This window comes from Pseudomonas sp. v388, assembly GCF_003935425.1.
GTDB lineage: Bacteria > Pseudomonadota > Gammaproteobacteria > Pseudomonadales > Pseudomonadaceae > Aquipseudomonas.
Window position 1 is genome coordinate 606,611 of record NZ_RHQN01000002.1, and the last position, 14,995, is coordinate 621,605.

12 protein-coding genes and 2 tRNA genes are annotated in these 14,995 nt (G+C 60.6%); 12 read left to right on the top strand and 2 right to left on the bottom strand.

Annotation, left to right across the window (positions count from 1 at the left end; translation table 11 throughout):
* Positions 1 to 8: 8 nt before the first annotated feature.
* The 5 genes from hflK to EGJ27_RS06885 all read left to right on the top strand — a co-directional run bounded on the left by hflK (position 9) and on the right by EGJ27_RS06885 (position 6,950).
* Positions 9 to 1,184: an FtsH protease activity modulator HflK gene (gene hflK / locus EGJ27_RS06865; RefSeq protein WP_125829977.1), complete on the top strand. Its 1,176-nt coding sequence runs from the start codon at positions 9 to 11 to the stop codon at positions 1,182 to 1,184.
* Positions 1,184 to 2,053, top strand: coding sequence for a protease modulator HflC (gene hflC, locus EGJ27_RS06870; RefSeq protein WP_125829978.1), 870 nt, complete (start codon positions 1,184 to 1,186; stop codon positions 2,051 to 2,053). The genes hflK and hflC overlap by 1 nt, the downstream gene beginning before the upstream one ends.
* Positions 2,054 to 2,326: 273 nt before the next feature.
* Positions 2,327 to 3,514 carry an ATP phosphoribosyltransferase regulatory subunit gene (locus EGJ27_RS06875; protein ID WP_125829979.1) on the top strand — a complete coding sequence of 396 codons (1,188 nt, stop codon included), beginning with the start codon at positions 2,327 to 2,329 and terminating at the stop codon, positions 3,512 to 3,514.
* Between the two features lie 54 nt (positions 3,515 to 3,568).
* Positions 3,569 to 4,861, top strand: a complete 1,293-nt coding sequence (locus tag EGJ27_RS06880; RefSeq protein WP_125829980.1) for an adenylosuccinate synthase — start codon at positions 3,569 to 3,571, stop codon at positions 4,859 to 4,861.
* Between the two features lie 154 nt (positions 4,862 to 5,015).
* Positions 5,016 to 6,950 (top strand): methyl-accepting chemotaxis protein, encoded by a 1,935-nt coding sequence (locus EGJ27_RS06885; RefSeq protein WP_125829981.1) that lies wholly within the window; start codon positions 5,016 to 5,018, stop codon positions 6,948 to 6,950.
* Between the two features lie 220 nt (positions 6,951 to 7,170).
* Here EGJ27_RS06885 and EGJ27_RS06890 read toward each other — a convergent pair.
* Positions 7,171 to 7,257: transfer RNA gene (locus EGJ27_RS06890), tRNA-Leu, on the bottom strand.
* Between the two features lie 178 nt (positions 7,258 to 7,435).
* A tRNA-Leu gene (locus tag EGJ27_RS06895) sits at positions 7,436 to 7,522 on the bottom strand.
* Positions 7,523 to 7,747: 225 nt separating this feature from the next.
* Here EGJ27_RS06895 and rnr point away from each other — a divergent pair.
* From rnr to dnaB, 7 genes are all read left to right on the top strand, one after another.
* Positions 7,748 to 10,354 (top strand): ribonuclease R, encoded by a 2,607-nt coding sequence (gene rnr / locus EGJ27_RS06900; protein ID WP_125829982.1) that lies wholly within the window; start codon positions 7,748 to 7,750, stop codon positions 10,352 to 10,354.
* Entirely contained in the window at positions 10,351 to 11,112 is a 762-nt protein-coding gene (gene rlmB / locus EGJ27_RS06905; RefSeq protein ID WP_125829983.1) for a 23S rRNA (guanosine(2251)-2'-O)-methyltransferase RlmB, read from the top strand. Before rnr ends, rlmB begins: the two co-directional genes overlap by 4 nt.
* Before the next feature lie 245 nt (positions 11,113 to 11,357).
* Positions 11,358 to 11,783: a 30S ribosomal protein S6 gene (gene rpsF / locus EGJ27_RS06910; RefSeq protein WP_002551828.1), complete on the top strand. Its 426-nt coding sequence runs from the start codon at positions 11,358 to 11,360 to the stop codon at positions 11,781 to 11,783.
* Positions 11,784 to 11,811: 28 nt separating this feature from the next.
* On the top strand, positions 11,812 to 12,042 hold the full coding sequence (gene rpsR, locus EGJ27_RS06915; protein ID WP_002551829.1) for a 30S ribosomal protein S18: 231 nt from the start codon (positions 11,812 to 11,814) through the stop codon (positions 12,040 to 12,042).
* 39 nt (positions 12,043 to 12,081) lie between these two features.
* On the top strand, positions 12,082 to 12,978 hold the full coding sequence (locus tag EGJ27_RS06920; RefSeq protein WP_125829984.1) for a hypothetical protein: 897 nt from the start codon (positions 12,082 to 12,084) through the stop codon (positions 12,976 to 12,978).
* A 19-nt stretch (positions 12,979 to 12,997) separates the two neighbouring features.
* Positions 12,998 to 13,444: a 50S ribosomal protein L9 gene (rplI, locus tag EGJ27_RS06925; RefSeq protein ID WP_003317208.1), complete on the top strand. Its 447-nt coding sequence runs from the start codon at positions 12,998 to 13,000 to the stop codon at positions 13,442 to 13,444.
* 123 nt (positions 13,445 to 13,567) lie between these two features.
* Complete coding sequence (gene dnaB, locus EGJ27_RS06930) at positions 13,568 to 14,962, top strand: replicative DNA helicase (protein WP_125829985.1); 1,395 nt, start codon at positions 13,568 to 13,570, stop codon at positions 14,960 to 14,962.
* Positions 14,963 to 14,995 lie beyond the last annotated feature (33 nt).

A 14,995-nucleotide genomic window follows, 5' to 3' on the forward strand; every position in this document is an offset into this window, starting at 1 on the left:
AGAGCGCTATGGCTTGGAATGAGCCGGGTGGCAACTCGAATAATCAAGATCCCTGGGGTGGCAAACGCCGAGGCGGCGACCGCAAGGGACCACCTGATCTCGACGAGGCCTTCCGTAAGCTGCAGGAAAGCCTGAATGGGTTGTTCGGCGGCGGTAAGAGACGCAGTGGGGACGGTAGTGGCGGCAGTTCGGGCAAGGGCGGCAGCTTTGGCCTGCTCGGCATCGGTCTGGTCGTGCTCGTCGCGTTCTGGCTTTACAGCGCCATCTATGTTGTCGACGAGCAGGAACAGGCTGTCGTACTGCGGTTCGGTCAGTATTACGAAACCGTGGGTCCGGGCCTGAACATCTACTTCCCTCCGTTCGATCGCAAGTACATGGAAAACGTCACTCGCGAACGTGCCTACAGCAAGCAAGGCCAGATGCTGACCGAAGACGAGAACATCGTCGAGGTGCCTCTGACCGTGCAGTACAAGATCAGCAATCTCCAGGACTTCGTACTGAACGTCGATCAGCCTGAGATCAGCCTGCAACACGCTACGGAAAGCGCACTGCGTCATGTCGTGGGTTCCACGGCGATGGACCAGGTGCTGACCGAAGGTCGTGAGCTGATGGCCAGCGAAATCAAGGAGCGCCTGCAGCGTTTCCTCGATACCTACCGCACCGGTATCACGGTCACTCAGGTGAACGTGCAGAGCGCTGCTGCGCCGCGGGAAGTCCAGGAAGCCTTCGATGACGTGATCCGTGCCCGTGAAGACGAGCAACGTGCACGCAACCAGGCTGAAAGCTACGCCAACGGTGTGATTCCGGAAGCCCGCGGCCAGGCCCAGCGCATCATCGAAGACGCCAACGGTTACCGCGACGAAGTGGTTTCCCGCGCCAAGGGTGAGGGCGATCGCTTCACCAAGCTGGTTGCCGAATACCGCAAGGCACCTGAAGTCACCCGCGAGCGTCTGTACCTGGACACCATGCAGGAAGTCTTCAGCAACACCAGCAAGGTGCTGGTGACCGGCGACAAGGGCCAGAACAATCTGCTGTACCTGCCTCTGGACAAGATGATCGAAAGCAGTCGCGGCGGTAATCAGGGCTCCTCGGCTGGCGGTGGTTCATCCTCGACTGGCGCTGATGCTGGCGCACGCGCGACCGATACCCCGCCGCGCGAAGTACGTACCCGGGAGAGTCGCTGATGAGCAATAAATCACTGATCACCCTGATTGTCGGCATCGTGCTGGCCGTCGTGGCCTGGAACAGCTTCTACATCGTGTCCCAGACCGAGCGTGCGGTTCTGCTGCAATTCGGTCGTGTGGTCCAGGCTGATGTGCAGCCCGGTCTGCACATGAAGGTTCCTTACGTCAACCAGGTGCGCAAGTTCGATGGTCGCCTGCTGACCCTCGATGCGCCTACCCAGCGTTTCCTGACGCTGGAAAAGAAAGCCGTCATGGTGGATGCCTACGCCAAATGGCGTGTGAAAGATGCCGAGCGTTTCTACACCGCCACATCGGGCCTCAAGCAGATTGCCGACGAGCGTTTGTCGCGTCGTCTGGAATCGGGCCTGCGTGACCAGTTCGGCAAGCGCACCCTGCACGAAGTCGTGTCGGGCGAGCGTGACGCACTGATGGCGGATATCACCGGTTCGCTGAACCGCATGGCTGAAAAAGAGCTGGGTATCGAAGTGATCGATGTCCGGGTCAAGGCCATCGACCTGCCCAAGGAAGTCAACCGCAGCGTCTTCGAGCGGATGAGTACCGAGCGTGAGCGTGAAGCACGCGAGCATCGGGCCAAGGGTAACGAGCTGGCTGAAGGTATCCGTGCCGATGCCGACCGTCAGCGTCGAGTGCTGCTGGCTGAAGCCTATCGCGAGTCGGAAGAGACCCGCGGTGATGGTGACGCCCAGGCGGCGGCGATCTATTCCAAGGCCTATGGTCAGGATCAGGAGTTCTATGCGTTCTACCGCAGCCTGCGTGCCTACCGTGAAAGCTTTGCGAACAAGAGCGACGTGATGGTGCTGGACCCAAGCAGCGAGTTCTTTCGCTATCTGGAGAAAGCCAAGCCGTAATCAGTAACCCGCCGGGCGGCAAAACCGCCCGGTGGGGTGATCGTACGGTAAAACGTGTGTATCATGCGGCAGCCGGGAAATTCCCGGCTTTTTTGCGTCTGCACGATTGATTGGCCGCGGTCGGTTACGGCGGGCGGCAAGATTTTTCGAGGAGAGTGGTCTGCAAGGCCTGTCTCGGGTGTTTGTCGTGCCCGTTATTTCGGGGCGACCGCTCTCTGCTTTACTCAAGGCTGGCCTGATGGCTGGCCGCCCGGATCATAGGGGAATGGCGTAATGGCAACGGTTGACCGCTGGCTGCTACCAGATGGCATCGAAGAAGTACTGCCACCAGAAGCGGCGCGCATCGAAGTAGCGCGTCGTCAGGTGTTGGATCTGTTCCAGAGCTGGGGCTATGAGTTCGTCGTCACCCCGCATATCGAATATCTCGAGTCCCTGCTCACCGGCGCGGGCTCGGATCTGGACCTGCGCACCTTCAAGGTCATCGATCCGCAATCGGGCCGGCAGATGGGCTTTCGCGCCGACATCACGCCGCAGGTTGCACGTATCGATGCGCACACGCTCAAGCGTGAAGGCCCGAGCCGCCTGTGCTATGCGGGCAGCGTGCTGCACGCCTTGCCGCGCGCCTTGTCGACCTCGCGCAGCCCGATTCAGTTGGGCGCCGAGCTTTACGGCGATGCAAGCCCGAGCAGCGACGTGGAAGTCATCAGCCTGATGCTGGCGATGCTGCAACTGGCCGATGTGCCGGATGTCCACATGGACCTGGGGCACGTCGGGATCTATCGTGGCCTGGCGCGTGCCGCCGGCCTGTCGGGCGAAGTCGAGCAGCAGCTGTTCGACGCCCTGCAGCGCAAGGCCATCGACGAAGTGATCGCGTTGACCGAGGGCCTGCCGACCGATCTGTCCGGGATGCTGCGTGCGCTGGTCGATCTGTGTGGCGGGCGTGAAGTGCTGGATGCGGCCCGCGACCGACTGAGCGGCGCACCAGCGCCGGTGCTGGCGGCGCTGGACGACCTGCTGGCCATCGCCGACCGCCTGACTGCCCGCTTCCCGCAGCTGCCGCTGTATTTCGATCTCGGCGAGCTGCGCGGCTACCACTACCATACCGGTGTGGTATTCGCGGTATTCGTGCCAGGCATGGGGCAATCCATCGCCCAGGGCGGTCGCTACGACGATATCGGCGCTGACTTCGGTCGTGCCCGTCCGGCAACCGGCTTTTCCACTGACCTGAAAACCCTGGTTACCCTGGGCCGGGCAGAAATCAAACTACCGTCTGGTGGCATCTGGATGCCGGACAGTACGGATGCGGCACTCTGGCAGCAGGTTTGCCAGTTGCGCAGCGAAGGTCAACGTGTGGTCCAGGCGCTGCCGGGGCAACAGGTGAGCGCGGCGCGTGAAGCCGACTGTGACCGGCAATTGATTCAGCAAGGCGAGCACTGGCAGGTAATGCCGCTGGCTTCTTGAGTATTCCTGCCGGCCGCCGCCGGCATCCAGTTTGCGTGAATGAGGACAAGTGTTATGGGTAAGAATGTCGTAGTCCTGGGCACCCAGTGGGGTGATGAGGGCAAAGGCAAGATCGTTGATCTGCTGACCGAACATGCCAGCGCTGTAGTTCGCTACCAGGGTGGCCACAACGCGGGTCACACCCTGGTGATCGACGGCGAGAAAACCGTTCTGCACCTGATCCCGTCCGGTGTACTGCGCGAAGGCGTGCAGTGCCTGATCGGTAACGGTGTGGTGGTGGCGCCCGATGCGCTCCTGCGTGAAATCATCAAGCTGGAAGAGAAAGGTATTCCGGTGCGCGAGCGCCTGCGTATCAGCCCTTCCTGCCCGCTGATCCTGTCGTACCACGTTGCGCTGGACCAGGCGCGTGAGAAGGCTCGTGGCGAATTCAAGATCGGCACCACCGGTCGCGGCATCGGCCCTGCGTACGAAGACAAGGTCGCACGTCGTGGCCTGCGCATCGGCGACCTGTTCCATCGCGAGCGCTTCGCGGCCAAGCTCGGTGAGCTGCTCGACTACCACAACTTCGTGCTGGTCAATTACTACAAAGAGCCTGCGATCGACTTCCAGAAGACGCTCGACGAGTGCATGGAATACGCCGAACTGCTCAAGCCGCTGATGCTCGACGTGACCGCCGCGCTGCACGACCTGCGCCGCGAGAGCAAGGACATCATGTTCGAGGGTGCCCAGGGTTCGCTGCTGGACATCGACCACGGTACCTATCCGTACGTGACCAGCTCCAACACCACCGCTGGCGGCATCGCGACCGGTTCGGGCTTCGGTCCGATGTACCTGGATTACATCCTGGGCATCACCAAGGCCTACACCACGCGCGTTGGCTCGGGTCCGTTCCCGACTGAGCTGTTCGACGAAACCGGCGCGTTCCTGGCCAAGCGTGGCCACGAGTTCGGTGCAACCACCGGGCGTGCCCGTCGTTGCGGCTGGTTCGATGCCGTCATCCTGCGTCGCGCTATCGAAATCAACAGCATCTCGGGCCTGTGCCTGACCAAGCTGGACGTGCTCGACGGTCTGGAAACGATCAACATCTGCGTGGGCTACGAGAACGAGAATGGCGCAGTCATCGATGCGCCAACCGACGCCGACAGCTACAACGGCCTGCGTCCGGTCTACGAGCAGATGCCGGGCTGGAGCGAATCCACCCTGGGCGCCAAGACCCTGGAAGAACTGCCCGCTGCCGCTCGCGCTTACATCAAGCGCGTCGAAGAGCTGGTAGGCGCACCGATCGACATTATCTCCACCGGTCCGGACCGCAACGAAACCATCGTTCTGCGTCACCCGTTCGGCTGATACGTCCTCGCTGTACAAAAAGGGGCCGCTTATGCGGCCTTTTTTTGTGTTTTTTATCTGTAGGAGCTGACCGGGTACTACGGCACAACCCTTGCTACGAGAATGACAGAAAAGTGCCATCATTTTAATGGCGCCTCTGCTGGAGGGTTTCTCTGTGTCAGCTGTGCTTTCTCTTGTACGCAGCCGCCTGCTGCGGCCGGTCTTCATTACGCTGGGCATTGCCCTTTTGGTGCAAGTGATCGTGGCGGTTGCTCTTACCCGGAGCACGGTCACTGCGCTTGAGGCCGACCTGGCCAGTCGACTCGGGGTAGATTCGCAACATGTGTCCGCCGAACTGGAGAGCGCGAGTAGCGAAGTGACATCCAGCTTGAGCGCGCTCGCGGCCAATACCGGCCAGCGACTGAGCGTTGGGCTGTCGACCCGCCTGAAGGACGAGCAAGCACAACTTCGCACGACACTGGAAAAGGATCTGCGGGAGTCGGCCACTGACATGGCCGAACTGCTGGCGGCTGTTGCGCCGCGTGCCATGTGGGATAACGACACGCCCACCTTGTCCGAATTTGCGCGCCGGGCTCAGCGCAATCCGAACGTGCTGTTTGTGGTCTACGACGATGCAGCGGGCGAGCACTTGACCCGCTACCTGAATCGGGACAACGCTGCGGTGAAGGTGCTGCTCGCCAAGGGCGAAGGCGAGCGGGCCATGGACAAGGTTCTCAACGCTGCGCGCAATGACCCTTCGGTTTACTACGTCGAGGCCTCGATCAGCCCTAATGGTGTCGAGATCGGCAAGGTGCGCATGGGTGTCTCCACCGCGGCCGTCGAGGAAAACCTGGCGGCGCTGGACAAGCGTTTTGCAGCGCTGATTACCAGTGGCGAACAGTTGGTGTCCGACAGCCTTGCCAGCGCCTCCAAAGACAGCTCCACCGCGCTGCGTGCCCGGCTTGGGTCGGCGCAGGGCGCGGCCGTCGCCATGGCCGGCAATACCCAGGTGGCGGTGCAGCACGCAGCCCGGACATTGCGCTGGCAGATCGGCCTGGGCCTGGCGTTGATCGGGTTGGGCGTGCTGCTGTTGGTGGCGCTAGTCCTGGGGCGTCGCGTCGTCAGCAAGCTGCATTTGCTGATTGCGGCGCTGAATGATCTGGCGGCGGGTGAGGGGGATCTGACCAAGCGTGTGAGGCTCGACAGTCGCGACGAAATCGGCGATATGGCGGCGGCCGTCAATCGCTTCGTCGACAAGCTGCAACCTATCGTCCGCGAAGCGGGTGAAGTGGCGCAGCGTACCGGTGTCGAGATCGGCGTGATGAGCGAGCGCAATGCGGGGGCCGATGCGGCGGCTGAATTGCAGCGTGACGAAGTGGCGGCCAGCCTCAAGGCTCTCGAACAGATGGCGGATGAAGCCCAGTCGGAAAGTCATGCGATGCAGGCCGCGCTGCAGCAGGTGATCGACATCAGGCAGGCGACCGATGAAAACACCCGGACGTCGAATCAGGTCGGCAAGCTGATCGAGGCGTTGGCCGGGCAGGTAGAAAGCGGCGCGCAAGTGATCGAGCGGGTGGCGCAGCAGAGCAAGCAGATCGAGGTGGTGCTTGAAGTCATCCATGGCATCGCCGAGCAAACGAACCTTCTGGCGCTGAACGCGGCCATCGAAGCGGCGCGTGCCGGCGAAACCGGGCGTGGCTTCGCAGTGGTGGCCGATGAGGTCCGGGCGCTGGCGAGCAAGACACAGCGCTCGACCGGCGACATCCAGGAACATATCGGCGCGTTGCAGCGTGGCGCACGGGAGGCGGTCGAGGCTATCGGCGTGGCTGGCCGGCAGGCCAAGGAAGGGCTGGCAGTGTTGCGCGACAGTGCTCAGCGCCAGCAGACCGTACAGGTTTCAGTCGAGCAGGTGCATGCGGCCATCGGATTGGCCACGAAGGCGTCGGTGCATCAGGCTGAAGGTGCGCAAGCGGTGCGCGGCAGGGTCGAGGTGATCCATGCCCAGGCGGAGCGGGCGGCCAAGGCCGTGGTGGAAACCACCGCCAGCGGCAAAGTGCTGGATGGGCTGGCTGCACAGCTCAAGGCAAGCCTGGGACAATTCCGGGCTTAGCATGGAGTCGTAGGTTGATGTAGGAGCGAGCCTGCTCGCGATCTGGCGCGAAGCGGCAGCAAGTGGTTGCAGTGGCCGGGTCGTGGATCGCCAGCGAGCTGGCTGCTACAGATCAATTCGCCACGATTTCTGCAGGAAACAGCTTGCTGGCGAGCGCGGTCATGAAAAACCAGACCCCAGAAAGCACAAAACCGAGCGCTAGGCTCGGTTTTGTTTGAATTGGTGCCCAGAAGAAGACTCGAACTTCCACGACCTTGCGGTCACCAGCACCTGAAGCTGGCGTGTCTACCAATTTCACCATCTGGGCAGCATCAGCAGCGTTGTCCGCCGTTGATGGGGCGCACTATACGGCGAACGTTTTATTCTGTAAACCCCTGTTTTGTCAGAACAATCAAAACGCCGGAACAATTAAAACCGCAGAATGCAAAAACCCGCTTTCGCGGGTTCTTGTGAAGCATCAGACTGGTGTAGGCTGCTGCTTGAATTGGTGCCCAGAAGAAGACTCGAACTTCCACGACCTTGCGGTCACCAGCACCTGAAGCTGGCGTGTCTACCAATTTCACCATCTGGGCAATATCGGCAAGCTTGCGCCTGTCGATGGCGCGCACTATACGGAGCGTCCTTTGAGCTGTAAAGCCCGACTCTGAAAAAAAGTCGAAAAATTTCGCAGGCGGTGTTCGCGGTGGCTTTGCGCGCGTTCCGGAAGGCCTCAGGGCAAGCTGATTGACTCTGAAATTTCCCGTTTCATTAGGTGTATGCCAAACTAACCCGCATATAGACAAGGTGAAAACTATCTAATGGCCGATTGGCAGTCCCTCGATCCCGAGGCCGCTCGTGAAGCGGAAAAATATGAAAACCCCATTCCCAGCCGTGAGCTGATTCTGCAGCATCTTGCCGAGCGTGGTTCGCCGGCCAGTCGCGAGCAACTGGTCGAAGAGTTCGGCCTGGTCACGGAAGATCAATTCGAAGCCTTGCGCCGCCGCCTTCGTGCGATGGAGCGCGATGCGCAGTTGATCTACACCCGCCGCGGCACTTACGCGCCGGTCGACAAGCTGGACCTGATCCTGGGCCGCATCGCCGGTCACCGCGACGGTTTCGGTTTCCTGATTCCTGATGACGGCTCGGACGACCTGTTCATGAGCCCGGCGCAAATGCGTCTGGTGTTCGATGGCGACCGTGCCCTGGCGCGCGTATCGGGTCTGGATCGTCGTGGTCGTCGCGAAGGCGTGATCGTGGAGGTCATCTCCCGCGCCCACGAGACCATCGTCGGTCGCTACTTCGAAGAGAGCGGCATCGGTTTCGTCATTCCGGACAATCCCAAGATCCAGCAGGAAGTGCTGGTCACGCCGGGTCGCAACAACAGCGCAAAGATCGGCCAGTTCGTCGAAGTGAAGATCACCCACTGGCCGACGCCGCGCTTCCAGCCGCAAGGTGACGTGGTTGAGGTGGTGGGCAACTACATGGCGCCCGGCATGGAAATCGATGTTGCGCTGCGCACCTACGACATTCCCCACGTCTGGCCTGAGGCGGTTCTCAAAGAAGCTGCCAAACTCAAGCCGGAAGTGGAAGAAAAGGACAAGGAAAACCGCGTAGACCTGCGCCATCTGCCGTTCGTGACCATCGACGGCGAAGACGCACGGGACTTCGACGACGCGGTTTACTGCGAAGCCAAGCCGGGCAAGCTGCGCCTGTTCTCCGGCGGCTGGAAGCTCTACGTGGCAATCGCCGACGTGTCGAGCTACGTGAAGATCGGTTCGGCGCTGGATGCCGAGTCACAAGTGCGCGGCAACTCCGTGTACTTCCCCGAGCGTGTCGTGCCGATGCTGCCCGAGCAGTTGTCCAACGGCCTGTGCTCGCTGAACCCGCATGTCGATCGTCTGGCCATGGTCTGTGAAATGACCATCTCCAAGACCGGCGAGATGACCGACTACACGTTCTACGAAGCGGTCATCCACTCCCATGCGCGCCTGACCTACAACAAGGTCAGCACCATGCTGGAACATCCGAAGTCCGCGGACGCCAAGGCCTTGCGTAGTGAGTACGACAATGTCGTGCCGCACCTCAAGCAGCTTTACGCGATGTACAAAGTGCTGCTGGGCGCGCGCCATGTGCGCGGCGCCATTGATTTCGAAACCCAGGAAACCCGGATCATCTTCGGTTCCGAGCGCAAGATCGCGGAAATCCGCCCGACCACGCGCAACGATGCTCACAAGCTGATCGAGGAATGCATGCTGGCCGCCAACGTGGCCACCGCCGAATTCCTCAAGAAGCACGAGATTCCTGCACTGTACCGCGTGCACGACGGCCCGCCGCCGGAGCGTCTGGAGAAGTTGCGTGCGTTTCTGGGCGAGCTGGGTCTGTCGTTGCACAAAGGCAAGGATGGCCCGACGCCGAAGGATTACCAGGCGCTTCTGGAAACCGTTCGCGGACGTCCCGATTACCACCTGATCCAGACCGTCATGCTGCGTTCGTTGAGTCAGGCCGTGTACAGCTCTGACAACAACGGCCACTTCGGCCTGAATTACGAGGCGTACACCCACTTCACCTCGCCGATCCGCCGTTATCCGGACTTGCTGACTCACCGTGCGCTGCGCAGTGTCATCCGCTCCAAGCAGGATACGCCGCATGTTCGCCGTGCCGGTGCGCCGACCATTCCGAAGGCGCGCATCTATCCGTACGACGAAGCGCTGCTCGAGCAGCTTGGCGAGCAATGCTCGATGAGCGAACGCCGTGCCGACGAAGCCACGCGTGACGTGGTCAACTGGCTCAAGTGCGAGTTCATGAAGGACCGCGTCGGCGAGTCTTTCCCGGGTGTGATCACCGCCGTGACCGGTTTCGGCCTGTTCGTCGAGTTGAGCGACATCTATGTCGAGGGCTTGGTGCACGTCACCGCTTTGCCGGGTGATTACTATCACTTCGATCCTGTGCATCACCGCCTCGCCGGTGAGCGTACCGGGCGCAGCTTCCGTCTGGGCGACACCGTTGAAGTGCGCGTGATGCGCGTGGATCTGGATGAGCGCAAGATCGACTTCGAGATGTCCGAGAAAACGGTTACCGCACCGATCGGTCGCAAGCGTCGCGGTCAGGAAACTGCAGCCCCTGCGCCGGCCGAGAAGGAAAAGGCGCCGGCCAAGGCCGGACGTCGCGGTGCGAAGGAAGCTTCCGTCGAGGCGTATCGGCCCAGCGACGCTGCGGCGAAAAACGCCGAAGTGCGCAAAAGTCGGGAAATGAAGCAGGCTTTGCTGAACGAAGCCAAGGGCGGTAGCAAGGCATCGTCGGGAAAGTCGTCGAGGGCTGATTCCGGCGCCGCCAAGCCCAGTAAACATCGCAAGGGTCCGCCCAAGGCGGGCTCGGCATCGGCTGCCAAGGGCGGCGGTGCACGTAAACCCAAGGTCAAGTCATGAGTCAGTTGGAAAAGATCTACGGTGTACACGCCGTAGAAGCATTGCTTCGCCATCACCCTAAGCGCGTCAAGCACATCTGGCTGGCGGAAGGTCGCAATGATCCGCGCGTCCAGGTGCTGGTCGAGCTGGCGGGCCTCAATCGCGTCACCATCGGTCAGGCCGAGCGTCGCGAGATGGATGCCTGGGTCGAAGGCGTACATCAGGGTGTGGTCGCGGATGTCAGTCCGAGCCAGGTCTGGGGCGAGGCAATGCTCGAAGAGTTGCTGGACCGCTCCGAGGGTCCGCCCTTGTTGCTGGTGCTCGACGGCGTAACCGATCCGCACAATCTGGGCGCTTGCCTGCGTACGGCTGATGCGGCTGGCGCATTGGCAGTCCTGGTGCCGAAAGACAAGTCGGCGACCCTGACTCCAGCTGTACGAAAAGTGGCCTGTGGCGCAGCGGAAGTCATTCCGTTGGTGGCGGTGACCAACCTAGCGCGCACGCTGGAAAAACTTCAGCAGCGCGGCCTGTGGATCGTCGGTACGGCGGGGGAGGCTGAGCAGGAGCTGTATCAGCAGGATCTCACCGGTCCGACCATCATCATCATGGGTGCCGAAGGCAAAGGCATGCGTCGCCTGACGCGTGAGCATTGCGATTACCTGGTGCGCCTGCCGATGGCGGGCAGCGTCAGCAGCCTGAACGTGTCCGTGGCAACGGGCGTGTGCCTGTTCGAAGCGATGCGTCAGCGTAACGTCAAGGCAGCCGGCAAGAAGTCCTGAGCGATGCAACTGTAGGAACGGATCGGGCGGCGCTCCGCGTGTCCGCTCCTGCAGGTGTCTGTCTGCACACGCTGTTGTTCAAATATTCACCAATTGCCTTGCGCCGTACCCGACCCTTCTCTACAATTGCGCCCCTTGCTGTCATGGCAGGCGCGCATGTGCCTGTTCCTGGGCAAGACTCACAGTGTCATTCACTCCTTGTCTGACCGCATTTTGCGGCAGGCTACAACCCGTAAGGAGCATTCATGCGTCATTACGAAATTATCTTTTTGGTCCACCCGGATCAAAGCGAGCAAGTCGGCGGCATGGTTGAGCGTTATACCAAGCTGATCGAAGAAGACGGCGGCAAAATCCACCGTCTGGAAGATTGGGGCCGTCGTCAACTGGCTTACGCAATCAACAATGTTCACAAGGCTCACTACGTGATGCTGAACGTTGAGTGCACTGGCAAGGCTCTGGCCGAGCTGGAAGACAACTTCCGTTACAACGATGCAGTGATCCGTAACCTGGTCATCCGTCGCGACGAAGCCGTTACCGGCCAGTCCGAGATGCTCAAGGCTGAAGAGAACCGCAGTGAGCGCCGTGAGCGTCGTGACCGTCCTGAGCACTCCGACAGCGCCGATGGCGATGACGGCGACAACAGCGACGTTAGCGATAACGCTGACGAGTAATCCACGGACCTTTTGAGGAGCCAATTACATGGCACGTTTCTTCCGTCGTCGTAAATTCTGCCGCTTCACCGCTGAAGACGTCAAAGAGATCGATTACAAAGATCTCAACACTCTGAAAGCTTACGTATCCGAGACCGGCAAAATCGTTCCAAGCCGCATCACCGGTACCAAAGCACGTTATCAGCGTCAGCTGGCCACCGCTATCAAGCGCGCCCGCTTCCTGGCCCTGCTGGCCTACACCGACAGCCACGGCCGCTGAGACCAGGTCGTCGACAAAACGTAGCAAGGAATAGAACGCATGCGCGCCCTGGCTGAATTCATCATGCGCGGCCGCATGCAGGCCACTCTCGTAGTGGCCGGGTGTGCGGCATTGCCGCTGTTGTTCTGGTTGAGTGCTGCCGCAGGTTGCCTTGTGCTCCTGCGACGCGGGTTCAGTGATGCCGTTGGTGTCCTGTCCTGGGCTCTGCTGCCGGCCTTGGTCTGGTGGTATTTCGGTGAACCTCGTACAGCCATGGTGCTGGCCGGGTCACTGGGTTTGGCAATGGTTCTGCGTGCCAGCGAGTCTTGGGTCCGTGTGCTGCTGGTCAGCGTAGCGGTAGGTCTGGTGTATGCAGTGGTTCTGGGCACGGTTTTCCGCGAACCCATCGAAGCCATGTCGCAAGAGCTGCAAAAGCACTTGCCGACAATGCTTCAGGGGCTCTACGAGCAGTTGAACGTAGAAGAGCGAGCGCGTCTGGGAGCACTGATCACTCCGGTCCTCAATGGCCTGATAGCGGCTGTGCTGCAAATCGTCAGTGTGCTTTGCCTGATGCTTGGGCGCTACTGGCAGGCGTTGCTGTATAACCCTGGTGGTTTCGGGCGTGAATTTCGCGCCGTGAAGCTCCCGCTGGTACCCGCGTTGGTGCTGCTGGTGTGCATGCTCGTCGGGCCGAATTTTGGTCCGCAAGTGGCGATGTTGACACCGCTGTGCAGCGTACCGCTGGTATTCGCCGGGCTGGCCTTGATACATGGGTTGGTGGCTGAAAAGCGACTGGCCCGGTTCTGGTTGGTGGGGATGTACATCACGCTGCTGGTATTCATGCAGCTGATCTATCCGTTGCTCGTGGTGATAGCCATTGTCGACAGCCTGATTGATTTTCGCGGTCGCCGGATATCGAAAGATTCCGGTAACGGCCCTGCGAACGGTGAAGGTTAAAAGTTAAGAGGATTTTCACATGCAACTGATCCTTCTGGAAAAAGTCGCGAACCTGGGCAACCTGGGCGACAAAGTAAATGTTAAGGCCGGTTACGGTCGTAACTACCTGCTGCCATACGGCAAGGCTACCGCTGCGACCGCTGCCAACGTGGCTGCGTTCGAAGAGCGTCGTGCCGAGCTGGAAAAGCTGGCTGCAGACAAGAAAGCATCCGCCGAAACTCGCGCTGCTCAACTGGCTGAGCTGGAAGTGACCATCACTGCCACTGCCGGTGACGAAGGCAAGCTGTTCGGTTCGATCGGCACCCACGACATCGCTGATGCACTGACCGCCTCCGGCGTTGAAGTTGCAAAAAGCGAAGTTCGTCTGCCGAACGGCACTATCCGCAACGTTGGCGAATTCGACGTAGCCGTGCACCTGCACAGCGACGTAGAAGCGACCGTACGCGTTGTCGTAGTGGCTGCTTAAGCAATACGTAATCGTCTGGCGGCCCGGCCGCTGGAGGATTAACATCGGGCACGATCCTGTTCACAGGTCGTGCCCTTTGTTTTTGTGTCATCCCCATTTTGCAAACTTCGAATTCAAGTGGCCATGAACGAAATCACCGCCCCCGAGCAATACGATCTGCAAACCGCCGCCCTCAAGGTGCCGCCTCATTCCATCGAGGCTGAGCAGGCCGTGCTCGGCGGTCTGATGCTGGACAACAACGCCTGGGAACGTGTGCTCGATCAAGTCTCCGACGGCGATTTCTATCGACATGACCACCGCCTGATCTTCCGCGCCATCGCCCGGCTGGCCGATCAGAACAGCCCTATCGACGTGGTAACCCTTGCCGAGCAGCTTGACAAGGAAGGTCAGACTTCCCAGGTCGGCGGTCTGGGTTATCTCAGCGAGCTGGCAAAGAACACGCCATCGGTTGCCAACATCAAGGCCTACGCGCAGATCGTCCGTGCGCGAGCGACCTTGCGGCAGTTGATCGGTATCAGTACCGAGATCGCCGACAGCGCGTTCAACCCCGAAGGTCGGACCGCCGAGGAGATTCTCGACGAAGCCGAGCGGCAGATCTTCCAGATCGCCGAAGCGCGTCCCAAGAGCGGTGGCCCGGTGGGCGTCAACGACCTGCTGACCAAGGCCATCGACCGCATCGATACACTGTTCAACAGTGATAACGCGATCACCGGCCTGTCCACCGGTTACGCCGACCTGGACGAGAAGACCAGCGGCCTGCAACCCGCCGACTTGATCATCGTCGCCGGTCGTCCTTCCATGGGTAAGACCACCTTCGCCATGAACCTGGTGGAGAACGCCGTATTGCGCAGCGACAAGGTCGTGCTGGTCTACTCGCTGGAGATGCCAGGTGAATCGCTGATCATGCGTATGCTGTCGTCCCTGGGTCGCATCGACCAGACCAAGGTGCGTGCCGGTCAGCTGGACGATGACGATTGGCCGCGCCTGACTTCGGCGGTCAACCTGCTCAACGACCGCAAGCTGTTCATTGACGACACCGCCGGCATCAGCCCATCGGAAATGCGCGCCCGCACCCGTCGTGTCGCTCGCGAGCATGGTGATATCGCCATGATCATGATCGACTACCTGCAGCTGATGCAGATTCCGGGTTCTTCCGGCGACAACCGTACCAACGAGATTTCCGAGATTTCCCGCTCGTTGAAAGCCCTCGCGAAAGAATTCAACTGCCCGGTAATCGCGCTGTCGCAGCTCAACCGCTCCCTGGAACAACGCCCCAACAAGCGCCCGATCAACTCTGACCTCCGGGAATCCGGAGCGATCGAGCAGGACGCCGACGTCATCATGTTCGTGTACCGGGACGAGGTGTATCACCCCGAGACCGAGCACAAGGGCATTGCCGAGATCATCATCGGCAAGCAGCGTAACGGCCCGATCGGCACCACGCGGCTGGCGTTCATCGGCAAGTACACCCGCTTCGAAAACCTTGCGCCGGGCAGCTACAACTTCGACGACGAATAATTTGAAATCCCCGCAATCCATGTGGGGGCCGGC

What these genes read in the sequence shown, in the direction of transcription:
- hflK (WP_125829977.1), top strand. Translation starts at nt 9, where the DNA reads ATGGCTTGGAATGAGCCGGGTGGCAACTCGAATAATCAAGATCCCTGG.
- hflC (WP_125829978.1), top strand. Translation starts at nt 1,184, where the DNA reads ATGAGCAATAAATCACTGATCACCCTGATTGTCGGCATCGTGCTGGCC.
- EGJ27_RS06875 (WP_125829979.1), top strand. Translation starts at nt 2,327, where the DNA reads ATGGCAACGGTTGACCGCTGGCTGCTACCAGATGGCATCGAAGAAGTA.
- EGJ27_RS06880 (WP_125829980.1), top strand. Translation starts at nt 3,569, where the DNA reads ATGGGTAAGAATGTCGTAGTCCTGGGCACCCAGTGGGGTGATGAGGGC.
- rnr (WP_125829982.1), top strand. Translation starts at nt 7,748, where the DNA reads ATGGCCGATTGGCAGTCCCTCGATCCCGAGGCCGCTCGTGAAGCGGAA.
- rlmB (WP_125829983.1), top strand. Translation starts at nt 10,351, where the DNA reads ATGAGTCAGTTGGAAAAGATCTACGGTGTACACGCCGTAGAAGCATTG.
- rpsF (WP_002551828.1), top strand. Translation starts at nt 11,358, where the DNA reads ATGCGTCATTACGAAATTATCTTTTTGGTCCACCCGGATCAAAGCGAG.
- rpsR (WP_002551829.1), top strand. Translation starts at nt 11,812, where the DNA reads ATGGCACGTTTCTTCCGTCGTCGTAAATTCTGCCGCTTCACCGCTGAA.
- EGJ27_RS06920 (WP_125829984.1), top strand. Translation starts at nt 12,082, where the DNA reads ATGCGCGCCCTGGCTGAATTCATCATGCGCGGCCGCATGCAGGCCACT.
- rplI (WP_003317208.1), top strand. Translation starts at nt 12,998, where the DNA reads ATGCAACTGATCCTTCTGGAAAAAGTCGCGAACCTGGGCAACCTGGGC.
- dnaB (WP_125829985.1), top strand. Translation starts at nt 13,568, where the DNA reads ATGAACGAAATCACCGCCCCCGAGCAATACGATCTGCAAACCGCCGCC.